Source organism: Pontibacter cellulosilyticus, assembly GCF_014306105.1.
Taxonomy (GTDB): domain Bacteria; phylum Bacteroidota; class Bacteroidia; order Cytophagales; family Hymenobacteraceae; genus Pontibacter; species Pontibacter cellulosilyticus.
The window spans coordinates 53401-72225 of record NZ_JACRVF010000003.1 but is presented as its reverse complement, the minus strand read 5'-3'; the positions used below and the strand labels follow the sequence as shown (position 1 = coordinate 72225).

7 protein-coding genes are annotated in these 18825 nt (G+C 44.3%); 4 read left to right on the top strand and 3 right to left on the bottom strand.

Going from position 1 to position 18825, the window contains the following annotated elements:
* Positions 1-344 precede the first annotated feature (344 nt).
* Positions 345-2927, bottom strand: coding sequence for a M14 metallopeptidase family protein (locus H8S84_RS11195; RefSeq protein ID WP_187067435.1), 2583 nt, complete (start codon positions 2925-2927; stop codon positions 345-347).
* Between the two features lie 234 nt (positions 2928-3161).
* Here H8S84_RS11195 and H8S84_RS11190 point away from each other — a divergent pair, with 234 nt between their 5' ends.
* Together H8S84_RS11190 and H8S84_RS11185 are read left to right on the top strand one after the other, a co-directional pair.
* Entirely contained in the window at positions 3162-4388 is a 1227-nt protein-coding gene (locus H8S84_RS11190; protein ID WP_187067434.1) for an FG-GAP repeat domain-containing protein, read from the top strand.
* Between the two features lie 832 nt (positions 4389-5220).
* Positions 5221-12135, top strand: coding sequence for an Ig-like domain-containing protein (locus H8S84_RS11185; RefSeq protein ID WP_187067433.1), 6915 nt, complete (start codon positions 5221-5223; stop codon positions 12133-12135).
* Between the two features lie 132 nt (positions 12136-12267).
* On the opposite strand, the gene H8S84_RS11180 is transcribed toward H8S84_RS11185, so the two are convergent.
* The gene (locus tag H8S84_RS11180; RefSeq protein WP_187067432.1) at positions 12268-14157 is read right to left on the bottom strand and encodes a CocE/NonD family hydrolase; all 1890 of its coding nucleotides are present in this window, start codon (positions 14155-14157) and stop codon (positions 12268-12270) included.
* Positions 14158-14359: 202 nt separating this feature from the next.
* Positions 14360-15052: a TIGR02117 family protein gene (locus tag H8S84_RS11175; RefSeq protein WP_187067431.1), complete on the bottom strand. Its 693-nt coding sequence runs from the start codon at positions 15050-15052 to the stop codon at positions 14360-14362.
* Positions 15053-15493: 441 nt separating this feature from the next.
* Between H8S84_RS11175 and H8S84_RS11170 the strand changes: the two genes are divergently transcribed.
* Entirely contained in the window at positions 15494-18043 is a 2550-nt protein-coding gene (locus H8S84_RS11170; protein WP_187067430.1) for a M14 metallopeptidase family protein, read from the top strand.
* 112 nt (positions 18044-18155) lie between these two features.
* On the top strand, positions 18156-18680 hold the full coding sequence (locus H8S84_RS11165) for a DinB family protein (protein ID WP_187067429.1): 525 nt from the start codon (positions 18156-18158) through the stop codon (positions 18678-18680).
* Positions 18681-18825 lie beyond the last annotated feature (145 nt).

Genomic DNA, 18825 nt, shown 5'->3' with positions numbered 1-18825 from the left:
GATTTGTAAATGCCTTAGCAATATTGCAAAAATTATAACACAGCCAAATCTGCAAATCGGTGTAAATTAGTATATAATACCTTTTATACCAGGAGACTTTGGTAAATATAGTAACATGTGTTTATGCGATAATTATTTGTATTATTTATATATTAATAATTGTTATTAGTTTTACTATGTCTTATAGCTTAAATAAAAGAGGGTAAGTGAGGTAATTGAATGATTTTAATGTGGCTATAGAATGACCTTGAGATGGGGTGCTTTATTGTGCAAAAAATGATGCAAAGAAAAAGCCCAGGCTATCAGCCTGGGCTCCATTAATAGACTTATATTTTAAATTAGCTTTAATTATGTGCGTCCTCAGCACGGGCAGAACTGCCACTAATTATCTGGCCAAAAAAGATACTGTTTAAGAACAGTTTATTGGTGCCATACCAGAATGCCCTGAAGTTTGGATTATCTGGCATTGCAATAACTTTACCTGCACCTACTGCCGAAACATCGACAGCGGCAGAGTTCTTTACCTGCTGCAAATTAGGCTTAGATATATAACCTGCCATTAAGGGATTAGAAGTATACATGACCGGGTTAGCATATGGGCTCTTAGAGCGCTCTAAGAACAGGGTGTTGCTTCTGAAGATTGGCATCTGTGCATCAGTGTAACCATAAGCCAGTGGGTGTGTCAAATCTAATTTGGTCTCGAAAATGGCACCGCCAATAACCTGTGCACCAGCTTCGTTGCTCATGTCTGCATAAGGTTTTTGTGGAGAGGTGCCGTTTCCACTCTTCTTAATGGTAATATTGCCAATGCCATTATCGGCTAACCATCTAACGGCATCTCCCATTCCTACTACAGTGCCACCTTGCTGTACCCAACTGCGCATCCTGTCTTTGGAGATATTGTTGTAGTTGCCGTCTGCCATTACAATCACGTTATACTTGTTCAGTCCGATGCGGTTAAACCTGTCGGTAGTAACAAGAGTAGGCTTCATATTGAATCTTTCGTCTAATAGGTGCCATGCCTCTCCGACATCATTGCTGTTTACGCCATCACCAATCAACATCAGGATCTTCGGCTGCTGCAGACTTGTCATCATCGGGCTGCCAAGCTTTATACCTTGTGGTGTAAAGCCGGTGGCCATAGCGTGGATCTGTAATGCATTTGCGCTAGCAACCTGTTGTAATATCTTGTGTAGTTCGTCGGCATTTACCGGCTGACCTGTTACAGGTATAAGTATAGTGCCATAGTCGAACTGCTTACCATTGCCTGTTGTAAACTTGTCGGTTGCAACTCTGGTTACTATGCCTCGCTCCATCAGGGTGTTAAGTGCACGTGGGGCGTAATAGCCATGCCATTCAAACACATAGGCATAGTTACTTTTTTCTCCAACAATCTCACCTTTCGGGAAAGTAACATTTTCTACCTTTTGGCCCAGTTGGTTGCTCTTAAAGTTTTTGCTTGAAAGAGCCTCATGATCCAAGTCAAAAGCCAGCGGGAAAGTCCAGGCAGAGATGTCGTAGAAAAGGCTGTCCTGAAACTTGGTGCGCTTTTCAAACATCCCTTCGATTAGTTTATACTGCGGCTGCTCGGTAGGCACGATATAAGCATTCTCAGGGGTGTAAGTTGTGTTTCCTATTTTGAAGGACTCCTTAGGTCTGTATACTTCAATCTGGTGCTGCTTGATAATCTCTGCTAAGTGATAAGCTCTTGCTTTGTCTTGTTCAGACCCGAACACATAAGCTTTTACCGGAGCTTTTTTAGAATCATTGTAGGCTTCTTTGTAGAAATCTCTCTGGTGGGCAAGCAGTTCTTCGCGCATAGCCTGTGCTGCCTCTAAAGTAGAGAGGGTAGTGGTAAACTGGTTGCGGATAGTGAAAGGGAAAGAAAGTACACCGTTCACGCTCTCTTGTGCATGGCCCCTGGAACTTGCCTGCTCAAAAAGTATACCCACCGAACCGTTTACATCTGGGTAAGTAGAGCCTTTGCCATAGTAAAAGTCGTCGTAGCTTTCTTCGGTATAGTAAAACGATCCGATCTTGTCCAAAGCCTTCGCGTGATAGGTGCCGATCTTCTGTGTTAACTTAAAGCCATTCTCCGGCGACAGCGGGTGGTTGCGGCTTGGTATGCCTGGCTGGAAGAAAAATGTAGCGTTAGTGCCCATCTCGTGGTGGTCTGTCAATACATTTGGCTTCCACTCATGAAACTTAGCCAGTCTGCCTCTTGACTCAGGGTGCTGCAACGGTAGCCAGTCACGGTTAAGATCGAACCAGTAGTGGTTTGTTCTGCCACGTGGCCATGCCTCCTCAAACTCAGCGCTGTTGCTGTCGGTGATAAGGTTTTTACTTCGGTGTGAATTTACCCAACTGGCAAAACGATTCAAGCCATCAGGATTAATAGAAGGGTCAATAAGTATAACCGTTTCTTTTAAAAGTTTTTCAATCTCTGGTCCTTGGGCTGCAGCCAGGTGGTAAACTGACAACAACGAAGCATTGCTTCCACTTGGCTCATTACCATGTACACTATATCCCATCCATACTACAGCCGGCATGTCTTTGATGTTAAGGCTACCGGACTCTGAAGGATTAGTCAGTTTTTTATGGTTAGCCTTTATGGCCTCTATGTTCTTATGGTTTTCCGGTGAGGTTACAGTAAGCAAGTATAGCGGACGGTTTTCGTGGGTGCGGCCATACTCTGTAATCGTAATCCTGTCAGAAAGCTGTGCCATCTGGCGCATGTACATAGCCAATTGGTCGTGGCTCACATGCCATTCGCCAACATTATAGCCAAGTATTTCTTTGGGGGTGGGTACGGCCTTGTTATACTGTACACTTTGAGGTAGGTAGTATGAAAGCTCCGTTTGTTGGGCAGTTGCCAGTTGGCTAAGGCCAAGCATAGCAGCAACCGCAAACGCTTTAAAGTTTTTCATGCAAGTAGTTTAGTTAGTTAGGTTAGAATAGTTGCTATTGCAATTTACCGTTTTGCGAAGGTTTTTCAAATATTCTGGAGTAGATTAAGAAAGTGACGCTACTAAATTGCTAAAACTGCAAGCTCTTTGGCTATTGCTCCTGTAAATGGCTATATTTTGACTCAAGTAAATCCCAGCTTTATGCAATTCTGCTGTTTTACTATTAATGATCTGATAATATATAATCAATATGCAATGAAAAAAGCATTAGCTCTCCTTCTGCTAACCACTGCTGTTGGCTTAGCTGACATGCCGGCTGCGGCACAAGCCAAGAAAAAGGCAGCCAAAGCAGTTGCCGCTCAGGATTCTGTATTTTATGTAGATGCCAGCGCTAACTTGCCGGAGAAGGCAGTATCGGGTCCGGGTATGGATGTGGAGGCTGCCGACCTGAACAAAGATGGATTCTTGGATATTGTGATCGCAAATGAGTATGCTCCGAACTTGGTTATGTTTGGTGATGGCAAAGGAGGCTTTAGGCAAGTGCCTCAGGAGCAACTCCCATTCATCGTGCTAGATAGCGAAGACATCGCCATTGCCGATCTAGACGGAGATGGTGATTTAGATATTGTGTTTGCTACAGAAGACCACACGGTGCATGAGCTCTGGTTTAACAACGGTAGCGGAGCTTTTGAAATGCGTCACAACCTTGTGTTGAACAGCGTAAGCAATGCTGTACTGGTAAAGGATGTTAATAGTGACGGAAAACCGGATCTGTTATTCGGAAATGCTGCAGCAAAGGATACTCCAGGTCAAAACTACCTATATATCAATAACGGCGACGGCACTTTTAAAAATGAAACGTCACAGCGTCTGCCTCAACTGCTGGACATAACCCAGGATTTGAAACTAGCTGATATTGATAAGGATGGTGATGATGATCTGCTTGTCGGAAATGAAGATGGTAACAGGGTGTTGATCAATGATGGCAGAGGCTTCTTTAAAGATGAATCTGCATCGCGATTGCCTGCCAGTACCGCAGAAGAAACCCGGAAGGTAACACTAGCCGATGTTGACGGAGACGGCGACCTGGATCTATACTTTGCCAATGTGGCTTTCAGGCCTGGTAAGCAAAAGCAAAACAGGTTGCTTATTAATAATGGCAAAGGAGTGTTTACTGATGATACCAATAAGCGTCTTCCTGTTTCGGAAGAACATACTATGGAAGGAGCGTTTGTAGATGTAGATGGTGACAAGGACCTGGATCTGATTACTGTAGATATTTTTAAGAACAGACCGGTGAGGGCCTACCTGAACAATGGCAAAGGAGTATTTACAGAACGCACAAGCTACATTCTGCCGCCGAACCTGGATCTTGAAGGCATAGGTATAAAAGTTGCTGATTTTAATAGCGATGGTCTGAAGGATTTATACTTTGTAAACCGCGGAGCCAAAGATAGATTGCTGTTAAGAAAGAAGAAGTAGTTAAAACAGCACAGCCCTACAAATTTGTGGGGCTGTGCTGTTTTAGGGGATTCTCCTTTATCCCTTTTAAGGACTAGCACCTATCCTAACTAAATTTTGGAACAGCCTAATAGCTACAGGTTTAACGATTTGGCATAAGGCTATATCCTTTCTATACATTCTGTTGCTCGCCTTTTCATCGCAGCCTCCTGAGTTCCGCCTGTCATTACATCATCTGAATAAGCCTGAGTAAAGCAGTCTTAGCGGCATATGTGGGTTAATACATTCAAATATTTACTGCAGTATTAGAAAACTAAATCAGCATACTTTTAAATCATCTATTAAAAGAAAAATTAAATTTTTTTGATGATATGCTAGTGCAATTTCTGATGCATTAATCTTGTGCTATATTGTTTTTAGGTACTTTTTTAATTAAAAGTGTATGGTGAGACATTGAATAGTATACAATAGACTTATTCTTTTTAAATATATCATGTAACATTTTTAATATTATAGTGTAAATAAACTTTGAAAGGTCCTATTAATATTAGAAATGAACAATATATATTAAATATGATATAAGTTTACGCCAAAGACAAAGTAATTGTATTTCAGCAAGTAGTTTAAATTGATTCATATTTAAACCTGCAGCCTTAAAGTTCCTGCAATAAATTGTTTAAAGACAATTTATCCTTTTTTAAAGTATGATTTAGTGCTCTTGAAAGCGCAAAAATCATATTCTCAGCCATTCTATGCTCTTTTGTAAAGCAAATATAGCTTTTGTTATATATGATGTGGTAAAAATTTAAGATCCAAAACCATCTATTAGCCCCAAACCTTTAACCCCTAATTTATGAAAAAGAATTTTACACAATTGATTGCTGGAGCGCACCTGGCACGGTACTATGAGGTATCAGTTGTTAGTCTACTCCTGCTATTTTTTATGCTGCTGGCCAATGTAGCGATGGCGCAAGTTGTAACAAGTATGACACCAACTTGTACTACAGTTGGTCAAACAAATTACAAAGTAACTATCAATGGGTCAGGATTTATTATAAGTACAGGTAACCAAGTAGAAGCTAGACTCAATGGAGATCTGCTGAATACTAGTTTGGTAGAGAGAACCTCACAAAACTCCATCTCTATAAATATTCCTGATAATTATTTCAGTGTGCAAGGCTCAATTTTAGTTGAGGTTGCAAACAGAGAAAATGGTTCATATAACTGGCAAAACGCAGGAACTGTAACGGTGCTTCAAACTCCATTACAGGCTCCTTCAACTACTTCTAATTCTCGTTGTGGTGCTGGGAGTGTGCAGCTTTCTGCTTCTGGAGCTCCAGTAGGAGGAAGCTACAGGTGGTACGCAGTGGCATCTGGAGGATCTCCAATAAGTGGCGCTACAGGCGCAACTTATACTACACCATCTTTGGCATCTACTACTACATACTACGTATCTACCGTATTTGGGAATTGCGAGAGTAGTAGATCAGTCGTAACTGCAACTATAATTACTCCTCCAGATTTACCAGCAATAACTAATGGCTCTACGTGTGGTCCTGGTTCAGTTACATTGTATGCTCATTTTGGTAATGGTGGCAACGCAATTTTATGGTATACATCTGCTACAGGAGGTAGTGCATTTGCATCTGGTTTAACTTATGAAACGCCTATTTTAAATCAGACAGTTACTTACTATGTAGCTAGCTACAATACTGTTACTCTGTGTGAGAGTGCACGAGTTCCAATTTCTGCTACTGTTTACTCAGTTCCTTCTGCCACTGTTTCAGCCTCAGGGACGACCACGTTTTGCCAAGGCGGGGAGGTGACGCTGACGGCCAACGCCACGCCGGCGGGTGGTAGCTATACTTATCAGTGGTACAACGGCACCTCTAAAATAGATAACGCCACAGGTTCCACCTATCGGGCTACCTCTAGCGGCAACTATAACGTAGTGGTGACTAACACAATTGGCAACTGCGCCGGTGCCCCTTCGACATCGATGTCCGTTACGGTTAACCCAATCCCTAGTACGCCAATTTTGGTGGGCGCCGCCGTATGCAACCAAGGGGCGGTGACGCTAAGCGGAACGGTTGGCGCCAACGGTACGGAAGTGAGATGGTACGCTGCTGCCTCGGGTGGTTCCCATTTAGCCACTGGCAACAGTTACACCACGCCAAGCCTTAGCTCAACCACCACCTACTACGCCGCTAGCTACAACACAAGCACCATGTGCGAGAGTGTACGCGTACCGGTGACAGCGACAGTGAACCCGCTACCTTCAGTGAGCATCACCACAAATCTAGCAGCGGCCTACTGTACCTCTGATACAAAGGTTCCACTAACAGGTAGCCCTTCAGGCGGTGTCTTCCGTATTTTAAACAGTTCCGGTACAGAAGTGGTAACAAGTATTACAGAACTTAATCCAAGTGTTCTGGCTGCAGGAAGCTACACAGTGGAATATAGTTACACAGACGAAAATTCCTGCACAAACAAGGCAAGCAAAGTTGTAAATATAAAACAGCAGCCTACTGTATCGCTTACAGGCAATTCATCAATCTGCTTAAACCAGAGCACTACCTTATCCGCAAGTGGCGCTGATAGTTACGTATGGTCACCGGCCACAGGGTTAAGCGCAACTTCTGGAGCAAGTGTAACAGCAAACCCAACTACAACTACAACTTACACTGTTGTGGGAACAACTAATGGTTGCCAGTCAGAGCCTAAAACTGTAACAGTAACTGTTAATCCGCTTCCAGATGTAACTATTACACCTACAGGCCCAACAGAGTTCTGTGATGGTAATTATGTAGATCTTGTTACAAATTTTGTCTCAGGATACACTTATAAATGGTTTAACGCCAATGATAATTCTACTGTAGGTACTACTAGCACATTCCGCGCAGTAGATACAGGCAGTTATTATGTAGTTATTACTACAGATAAAGGCTGTGCTTTAACATCAAAGACTGTATCTGTGATAGTTGCTAAATTACCCAATGAGGCTACTATCACCGCTGGAACTACAACTTTCTGCCAAGGAGGAACTGTGCAAATTAGTGCAAACTCTGCACCTTCAGGTCAAACATATGAGTATATGTGGGAGTTTAGCCCCACAAACACTGAGGCTGGCTTTACTCTAATACCTGAAGTTCCAGTAACTTCAAATACATACGTTGCAAATACTTCCGGTTATTATCGCGTGAAAGTAAAAGATGTAACTGAGGGTAATATTAGTGATTGTTTCAAAACATCTCAGCCGATCCAAGTAACTGTACTGCCGCAGCCAACTGCAGATATAACCTCAAGCCCTGAAACACAGTGCCAGGTTGCTAGTGGCTATAATGTTTTTACAGTTACAGGTACATACTCAGGAGGCACAGGAAGTTGGAGTGCTACAAACGGATTTACGGTTACCGGAACTACTCAAAGCACTGTAAATGGAATCACCACTTCAACTGCTACCATTACGGGTCCTGCTTCATTCTCCGGTACAACAAGCGTTACACTTCTAACAACTAATGGTGCCCCGTCTTGTAATGCTGCAAGTGAGTCTATTACACTTACAGTGCAACCGTTAATTGCAGGGAATAACATTTCAGGCACTTCTAAGTACTGCCAAAATGCAACTGCAACTGCATTGAGCTCTGGCACCATCAGCGGGGGTAACGGTAGTTATACTTATAAATGGGAGCAGAGTGCTGATAATTCCACTTGGGGTTTAGCATCAGGTACTAATAACCAAGCTAGTTATACTCCTTCCACTTTAACAGGTGGCATAATGTACTACAGACGTATAGTTAACTCTGGCGAGTGTACTAATATAAGTGCAGCATTTGCTGTAACGGTTACGCCAAGTATTACAACAAATTCGATTGCAGGAACGCAAAACTACTGTCAGGGTGCGGAAGCAACAGCATTAGGTGGTGCAGTTGCTGGTGGTACAGGAGCTTACTCTTACCAGTGGCAGAGCAGCTCAAGTGCAACAGGAACTTTCTCCGATATTAATGGGGCAACAGATGATAAGTATATGCCGTCTACAGCTACTGCAGGTACAGTATACTACAGACGTTTAATTACTTCCGGGGAGTGCTCAAACAATACTAGTAATGTGTTAGGTGTTACAGTAACGCCCGCAATTACAGCCAACAGCATCTCAGGTACTACTACTTACTGCCAGGGTGCGATAGCATCTGCACTAGATGGTACTGTAACGGGAGGAATTACTGCAAAATCATACCAGTGGCAGCAAAGCCCTAATGGCACAGACCAATGGGTGAATGCAGGTGGAACAAGTACTCAGTCAAGTTATGTGCCATCTACAGGTACTATTGGTACCATGTATTACCGCCGCATAGTAACTTCTGAGAACTGCTCAAGCACAAGTAATGCGTTAGCTGTTACAGTTAATTCTGTGATTGCAGGTAACCAGATAGCTGGTACCCAAATAGTTTGCTCAGGAGGGGCTGTAGCACCACTAGGACAGGCAAGCGGCACTAGCCTAAGTGGTGGAAGTACGCCATACACCTACCAGTGGCAAAGCAGTAGCTCTGAAATTGGCACTTATGCTAATGTAACAGGGGGAACTGGGGCTAATAGTGCCTCCTATACACCACCAACCACTACTGTTACTACCACTACAACAATCTACTACAGGCGCGTTGTGAGTGGTGGAGGGTGCTCAAATGCAAGTGCGGCAGTGGCTGTTACAGTAACACCAGTAATCAGCAATAACACAATTTCTGGTACACAGACTATATGCTCTGGTAGCATACCAACTCAGCTTACAGGTAGTGCCCCGGCAGGCGGGACGGGCTCTTATACATACTTGTGGCAGCAAAGCACCAATAACTCAACATGGACTACAGCAGCAGGGCCAAATCCAAACAACCTGCAGAATTACCAACCAGGAGCCTTAACAACTACAACTTACTTTAGAAGAGTAGTAAGTTCAGGTACTTGTATCAATCTTCCCTCTGCTTCCATTACTGTTACCGTTAATCCAAATCCTGTCATCAACAGCATTACTCTAGGAAACGACAGCGACAGCGACGGAGATGGTAAGTTTGCTAATGTATACTCAGGACAAGGTATAATAAATCTGGGAAGTAATCCAACAGGAGGTACTTTTAGAATAGATGGAGTAGTTAAGACATCCTTTGATGCTTGTGCCTTACTTGGATCGGCAGCAGAAAAGACTGTAACAATTACTTATACCCTCACTTCTGGATCAAATCCACAATGCTCGACTGTTTTAAGTAAAACAGTAACCATAAAACGCTCTACTTACAGAGCTGTAGTTACTGCAGATCCACATCCGTTTTGCCGCGGTGTACAAGTTACTTATACAACTACTATCTACAGAGATCTTGAAGAAGGAGACATTATATATCCATATTTAGTAGATGCAAATGGCCAGCCTATTTATTCTAACGGAACTGCAGTGCCAACAGGGGCTTCTAGTTTCCCTGAGCCAAATATGAACTATCCTTTCCCAGGTTCAGATACACCAGATCCAAACGATGATACGCCACAGGCTGTAAAAAATCTTGCATATAGATTCTTCCAGCCTAAGGTGATGAAAGACCTGAGCGCAAAGATAGTAAGCCGTGATGCTGCTACTTATCAGTGGGGTAAAAACCACGATGTAGAAAGAAAGAATGACCTATACTTCACAACTGATGCGGGTTTGTCTTCTCAGGACTACTACCATGTATATGTAAACTTAACACAATGTGGTACAGTTTTGCCAACAATCCAGTCAAACAGGATGTACAGCGCTGAACTACCAGGTTATTCTGCCACACTAGCAGTAGCTCCAAATCCTATATGCAGTAATGGTTCTGTAACACTTACGGCAAATCTTAACAATGCTTTTGATTGGTTGAAAGCAAATACAAAAGTTGAGTTTGTGCTCTCGAGAGGAGATGTGTTGTTAGGGCCTGCTCAGGATTTTGTAAAGGACAAGTATACTTACACACTTACAACAGATGCGGCGGCAGCTGGCGGATTTGTTGATGGAGATCAGGTGTACCTGCGTTTTATTACAGACATTGAGCGGAATCAATCTGTTAAGAAGTGTGCAAATAACAACAGATCTAATAATGTAACTATTAATGTTGTTGTGCCACAAACATTAACAGGCGGAGGCGCATACTGTGAAGGTGGCGCAGGCGTGCCTGTAGGCTTAGCTAATTCACAATCAGGAGTTTCATATCAACTACTCTTTGGTGGAAATCCAGTAGGGTCACCGGTTGCGGGTACAGGTGGTGCCATCAGCTTCGGGAACCAGACTGTGGCAGGAACTTATAGCATCAGGCCTACTACAGCAAGCGGCAGCACCTGCTCAGTATTTGGTTTGATTACAGTTTATGTTACTGCATTGCCACAACTTATGACAGTTTCAGGTGGTGGTGAGTATTGCGCCGGAGGAACAGGTAAGTCTATTAAATTGAGCAGTTCGCAAACTGGAGTTAGCTATCAACTACAGCGTACAGTAAACAGTTTAACCTCAAACGTAGGAAGCCCAATTTCTGGTACAGGAGGAGAGATTACTTTCCCACTGCAAACACTAGCTGGTACTTATACTGTAAGAGCAACGACAGTGAGTGGCACAAACATAGCAAGTTGCCCTAGGGATATGACTGGAAATGCGGTGGTAACTGTAAATCCACTACCGATGGTTGCAGTCAATAACCCGACTACTTGCGAAACAACTCCTGTTTTAGTATCCGCGAGTGTATCTTCGGGCACTGGCCCTTACACCTATAGCTGGCAAGTTCCTAGCACATGGCGTGGATCAAATGGGGAAACTAACCCTGGCAATGTTGCTAGCTTTATGACAAATGTAGCTGGTAACTACACCGTGACAGTTACCGATAGCAAAGTTTGCTCAAGCGTATCTGCCACAAGTGCCGTAACTGTAACTCCTCTTACCACACTCATAGATCCTTTATTAATTGTTACTTGGAATTCTAGCATGACTAAGTGGGATGTTACAATTGACCGCAGTAAATATAGTGCAGATGCATTTGGGACAAATCCTGAGTATATATGGTCTAGACGTACTACAGGAGATTGGATAGAAGTGAAAAGAGGTAAAGAGGACTTTTATACAGAGCAAAATCCTTCAGAAAAACCAGAGATTCAAGTAGAAATACTGAATAGTGTTAGTTGTATAAGGTACTTTATCAATAACACAGACGTTAAGCCATTCCCAGTAGAGATCATCTACCTAAATGCTCAAAAGCAAGGCAACGAAGTGGTACTGGAATGGGCTACGGCGATGGAGCGTGACAACGAGGGCTTCGAAGTACAGGTGTCGGAAGATGGCCAGAACTACAGAAAACTAGACTTTGTGGCGACGAAAAACGGTAATTCGAGCCAGAAGCAGGTCTACAAGTATGTTGACAAGGAGAATGGTAAGCACGGTACACGCTACTACAGACTGAAGCAAATGGACCACAGCGGACAGGTAGAGTACTTTGGTCCGAAGGCGGTTGAGTTTGGCAGCGTTACGAATAAGATTGTTGTTTATCCTAACCCATTTGTGAACAAAATAGAGATGAACATTGACGCGGAGCAGGATGGGGAGATGGAAATAGTTCTGTCGAACTCTGTAGGCAAGCAGTTGATTCACAAAACGATTATGGTTGAGAAGGGTGTGAACTCAGAGCAACTGATACTTGAATCTAACCTGCCGCAGGGTGTATACTTTGTGACAACCAGAATGGGAAGTGTAACCAACCATTTCAAACTATTAAAACAATAAAATAAGCTAATTAGGGTTTAAAGCTGAAAGAGCCAGGTATTTTACCTGGCTCTTTTGCTTTATAGAGTTACCTACATCTGCTAGTTGATATAAAGGATTAAAATCCATCCCTCTTAGGAGGGTAATATACAGCTATAGCACCTTTACCTTTAAGCTGGTTGGCTGCTGCAGTGAGTGGTATACTTTGTGCGTAGCTTTAATAAAATCCTCTTCGTTGGCTTTAAAGATATTGTCCACGTACTTCTGAGGGTTTCTGTCTACTAGCGGGAACCAGGTGCTTTGTATCTGAACCATGATGCGGTGGCCCTTCTTGAAAGTATACAGCACATCCTGGAGTTCCACGTTTACCGGCGTTACCTGGTTTGGTGTGAACGGCTCGGGCTTTTCAAAACTGTTACGGAAGCGGCCACGGAAAACTTCGCTGCGTACCATCGCCTGATAGCCTCCCATTGGTTTTTTAGGCTGATGAGCTGTGGCACTTGCTGTATCAGGGTAAACGTCAATCAGCTTTACAACCCAGTCGGCGTCGGTGCCGGTGGTGGCAACTTTTAGCTGGGCCAGAATCTCACCGGCAAGGGTAATGTCCTCTGTCAGCACGTCTGTTTGGAAGGTAAGCACATCAGGGCGGCGGCTGGCAAAACGCTGATCGTCGGTCATGTATTCACGCGTCATGCCGGTAGCAACAGCCTCTGTGAATGGAACCGGTTTGCTTGGATCACTGATAAATTCTGAAGAAGTGGGCTCGCTGGCAGTTGGTGCAGTAAAGCTCATTTTGCCGTTTGCATGCAAGTATAACGTACGCTCCTGCGCTTGTTTTGGCGGCCATACTTCAAACTCGCGCCATTTGTTGTTGCCACCTTCAAACATGATGGCCTCCGGTAGTTTTACCTCTGTCTTAGCGTCTTCTTTTAGGTAGTGGTTAAAGAATCTGGCTTCTACTTCCTGCTGGTACCAAGGCGAGTTCTTCTGCCCAAAAGACACGTTGCCAAGGCTAGAGCCATCAGTGCGAGCCCAGCCTCCATGTACCCAAGGGCCCATTACGATCAAGTTAGTCAGCTTTGGGTTATTCTTTTCAATGGTCTGGTAGATCTTCAATGGGCCGTACAGGTCTTCTGCATCGTACCATCCACCAACAGTCATTACAGCTGTGCCTTTCAGGTTTTTAAGGTGAGGTAGTATGTTGCGGTCTTGCCAAAATTTATCGTAGTTCGGGTGCTCCACCATGTCGTTCCAGAAGGCAACCTGGTTCTTGTAGTACTTCTCGTTTGCATTCTTTAGTGGCCCCATACGCAGGAAAAACTCGTAGCCATCCGGCGTGCCGTGGTCGAAGCGTGGGTTACGTTTGGTGGTTGGCTCCGGGCGTGGCAAACCAAAGCTAGCTAGAAAATTAAAGGCGTGTGGAAGGAACGTGGCGCCGTTGTGGTGAAAGTCATCCCAGAACCAATCGGCGATAGGCGCCTGTGGCGATACTGCTTTAAGTGCCGGGTGGTTGCTCATGAGACCGGCAGCTGCATAAAAGCCAGGGTAGGAGATCCCCCATTGCCCCACGCGTCCGTTGTCGTTGTCTAGTTTCTTGATTAGCCAGTCTACAGTATCATAAGTATCGGTGCTTTCGTCGGTATCTTTCTTACCTTTTTTGTTGGCAACATGTGGCGTCATGTTCACGAACTCACCCTCCGACATATAGGTGCCGCGCACATCTTGGTACACAAAAATGTAGCCGTCACGCATAAGTGTAGTGCTTGGTCCGAGGCTGGTTTTGTATCCCTCACCATAAGGACCAACAGAATAAGGCGTACGGTTCATCAGAATCGGGTACTTTTTGCTGTTGTCTTTTGGTGAGTAAACTACTGTGAATAGCTTTTTACCGTCACGCATTGGTATCTGGTACTCTGCTTTTTCGTAGTTCTGCCGGATGTACAGCGAGTCCTGGTTAACAGCCTGTGCTATACTTGCCGAAGCACTGAAGCAGAAAGCTATCAGCAGCAAAGGCCAGCGGAGCAGTTTAGTATAGGTTTGCATAGGTTTGTGGTTGTGTTTAAGGTTTAGCCTTGAATATATGCAGATTCTATAATATCTGCAGATGCTCAAGCCCTTCAATTTCTGATTGGTCTTATGTTAAGGTATAATTCCTTAAAATATTGATTACCAAACAGGATTAAACACAAACTCAGCTGCTTAACACTAATTAGAAAGCAGGGCAGCAATAAAAAGGGTTGTACAACTACCGCAGGTGGCGCATGATAGCGTATGGGAAGGGAGCCCAGATAGCAGTTTTCACTTTCATAGCCTTCAGGCCATGGTTAACCCAGTTGTTGCAATTTTTGAACAGGTAAAATTTACCGTGTGCCTCGTAAAAGGTATCGTTGTGGGAGTAGCCGGAATTACTGATGTGCATGTAATTGCCGTTCTTTTTCTGGAAGGATTTGTTGATGTAGGTGATTAAGTTTTTGTATTGTGCTGGTGATATAAGTATAGGCCGCTGGTGCCTGTTCGGCTCCAACCTGTTCTTGATATACTCCAGGTGCATGGCTGTACGTGTGGGCCAAAATGCCGCCGACATGGCCACGCCTGGTTTTAAGTCTCCCCATTTAGGAGTTTCCATGTAAAAGCGTCTGTCGCCCCAGCCAAAAGCGAGATAGGAATAAGTACTGTCTACGTTGCCAAAGTGGTGCAGCGGTACTTTGGTGCGCCAGTCAATGTAAGGAGTTACTACTGGGACTATAATATCAGTGTGTACCCCGTTAGAAGTCACATACACCTCTATAGAGTCAGGCTCGGTTGTTTGAGCAAAGCTGCTGTTAACAGGAAAGCTGCTAAGGATAAATCCTGCCGCAAAAAACAGCACAACAAAGTCGGCCAGAAATGTGACAATCTTACCTAAAATGCGGAGTAAATAAATTAAAATCTGCTGCATATTTTCTAATACGTGCAGAGAAGGATAAGTATAAAAAACAAAACCCGGAGCAAAGCCCCGGGTCTGAATGTAAGTTTAGTTAATTTAGTTTCTGAAGTATAATGCCATTTTGAGCCAGGCAATAAAGGCTGATGAATACTGATCATGAATCGTTTGTTTATTAAGTATGAAAGCGCGGGTACTCCTGATCAGCTACCTAATCTATGCATAGTACAGTTAATTTGAGATGTACATACATTTAAAGTAGGTTCGTGAATGCAAAAGTACGCGTTTTTTTCTTTTTATCTGCATGCATACCGAAAAAAACAGCAAACATGCGTGATCTCTTGACCCTTTACTTTGCATGTAGCTTCTATGGCTGAATCACGTATACTTGTCAAATTCAACAATTATCTCCAGATTGTATTTCTATTCTTCAAAAACAGCAATATGATACAAACCATGAAGCGATTTTTCGCTTTAGCCTTTGTGCTGCTAAGTATGCAGGCTGCTTTGGCGCAGCAAGCTATTAAAACACCCGAGCAGTTTCTAGGCTATAAGTTAGGCAAACAGTTTACAACACACGCCCGCATTGTAGACTATGTAAGCTACTTGGCAGCGCAGGCGCCAAACCGCATGAAACTGCAGGAGTATGGTCGCACCTACGAAGGCCGACCACTGTTGCTGGCTTATATAGCCTCCGAAGAAAACCTGCCAAGGCTGGAGCAGATCCGGGAAAATAACCTACGTTTGGCAGGCGTTCAAAACGGGCAGGTACAAGGCAGCCAGCCGGCCATAGTATGGCTAAGTTACAACATACATGGTAATGAATCGGTAAGCTCAGAGGCTGTGATGCAGGTATTGTATGACCTTGTAAACCCAAGCAATGCGCAGACAAAGCAGTGGCTACAGAACGCTGTGGTTATACTTGATCCTTGCGTAAATCCTGACGGCCGTGAACGTTATGTGCAGTGGTATAAGCAAGCATCAAACCAAGGTGGCAACGCATCTCCTTATGCTTGGGAGCACTGGGAGCCGTGGCCAGGTGGCAGACCAAACCACTACTATTTTGACCTGAACCGCGACTGGGCCTGGCAGACACAGATCGAGTCGAAGCAGCGCCTGAAGGAGTATAACAGCTGGTTGCCGCAGGTGCACGCCGATTTTCACGAGATGGGGCCTGAGTCGCCATACTACTTCTCGCCGGCAGCCAAGCCGTTTCATGAAAGTATAACACCGTGGCAGCGCCAGTTCCAGAACACCATCGGAGACTACAACCGCCAGTACTTTGACAAAAACAACTGGCTTTACTTTACCCGCGAAAACTTCGACCTGTTTTACCCAAGCTATGGCGATACGTGGCCTACCTTTAATGGTGCTATCGGCATGACATATGAACAAGGTGGTTCAGGCCGGGCAGGTTTAGCCTATAAAAAACAAGACGGCGATACGCTTACACTGGTTGATAGAATTGCACATCATGTTACTGCCAGCGAGGCTACTATTAAGGCCACCTCTGAGAAAGCAGATCAGCTAAAGCAAGAGTTCAGAAAGTACCATGAAAATAACTTGAACAAACCAGCAGGTGACTATAAAGCATTTGTGATTAAGAATGACAGTAGAAGTGCCGGCAACATAAAAGCACTGACAACTTACCTCGATAATCAAGGCATAAAGTATGGCTATGTTGGTAAAAACACTTCTGCAAAGGGCTTTAACTACAGTACCGGCAAAGACGAAAGTATAAAATTAGGCCAGAACGACTTGGTAGTGAGTATGTATCAGCCAAAGTCTACTTTGGTAAAGGTACTGTTTGAGCCAAGAGCAAACCTTGAGGACTCCCTTACTTATGATATTACTTCGTGGGCATTGCCTTATGCATATGGAGTGCAGGCTTATGCAGTTAAAAACAAAGTTGATGTAAGCAACAACAAGCCGGCTGCAGCATCTGCACAAAGTATAAATATTGCCAAACCATACGCCTATCTGGCCCGCTGGAACAGCCTGAACGACTTACGATTTCTGACGGAGCTGATGAAGCAGGACGTGAAGGTGCGCATGGCCGAGAAAGCATTCGAAACCGAGGGACAAAAGTATGAAGCAGGCACATTGATTATTACCCGTACCGGCAACGAAAGGCTTAGTGATAAGCTGGATGCTACCGTGCGCGAGTTGGCTGCAAAGTATGATGTTACCCTGAGTGCCACCGGCACAGGCTTTGTAAGCAGCGGTGCCGATTTTGGCTCAGGCAGTGTGCGTTACCTTAAAATGCCAAAAGTAGCGGTTATGTCCGGAGAGGGTGTGTCGCCTTATGGTTTCGGGGAAGTATGGCATTACTTTGAGCAGCAGATTGGTTACCCGGTTACAGTACTGAATACCTCATACTTTAGCAATGTGCCGCTGCACGAGTTTGATGTGCTCATCTTACCAACTGGTAACTACAGCAAAGTGCTCGACGAGAAAACGCTGGAGCAGGTAAAGACTTGGGTACGTGGCGGCGGTAAATTAATTGCCATGGAGAGTGCTGCTGGTTTCTTAGCCGGTAAAAAAGACTTTAACCTGAAGAAGAAGGATGCTAAAGAAGAAGAGGGTAAGGATAAAAAAGACAAAAAGGAAAAAGAGGACCCTTATGCCAATCTACGCACCTACGCCGACCGTGAGCGTGAAGCACTGCGCGAAGAAGTGCAGGGCAGCGTGTTCCGGGTAGATCTGGATAAAACTCACCCGCTTGCCTTTGGTTACGGCGACTCATACTTTGCCTTGGTGCGATCATCGGATACTTTCCAGTTTTTAGAGGAAGGCTGGAATGTGGGTGTGCTGAAAAAGAATAACTATGCCACTGGTTTTGTAGGTGCTGATATCAAACAGAAACTACAGGATGCGCTTATACTTGGCACCCAGAACATGGGCAGAGGGCAAGTAGTTTACCTGGCCGACAACCCGCTGTTCAGAGGGTTCTGGCAGAGCGGTAAATTGCTGTTTGGCAATGCCGTATTTGTTGTAGGGCAGTAGAAAACGTATAGCTAAAAGCGCCGCAGCCACTCAGGTTGCGGCGCTTTTGTTTTTGTTAAGTATTAGCTAATCAAAATGTATTACCTTCGCGGTATAATAACCAAAGTATAAAATGGCTACGATCATAACTTACCCAACCACCGATGAGTACAGCGGCTATGTTGGTAACTACATAAATGAGGCAAAAGCAGAGGATTTAATTGAGGGACTTACTGCCAGCTACTCCTACATTGCCGGCTTAATGCAGGGCCTGACGGAAGAACAGCTACTACACCGCTATGCCCCTGAGAAATGGAGTATTAAAGAACTGCTGGTGCACATGCTCGATGCAGAGCGTATTTTCTCTTACCGCGCCCTCCGCTTTGCCCGCCAGGACAAGACGGAACTGCCAGGTTTTGATGAGAATAAGTATGTTGCACCATCTAAAGCTGACAGCCGTGACATCAATTCTATACTTGCTGAGTACACAGCGGTAAGAACTGCTTCGATTGAACTGTTTAAAAGCTTTGACGAGGAGGCCTTGAGCCAGAAAGGTGTTGCCAGCGGTTTAGAAATAAGCGTTCGTGCTATCGGCTATACTATACTTGGCCATGAAATCCATCACCTCAGAATCATGCGTGAGCGTTATTTAGCATAACGTATAGACACTTATTTAGAGAGGCTGCTATAACAGATTTTGTTATAGCAGCCTTTTTGTTTCTGCTCTTGTTTTGTAGGAACGGGTCTCGACCTGTCCGAAGAATGACTTAGACTGTGAAACTTGTAGTGAAGCTAAAGCAAAG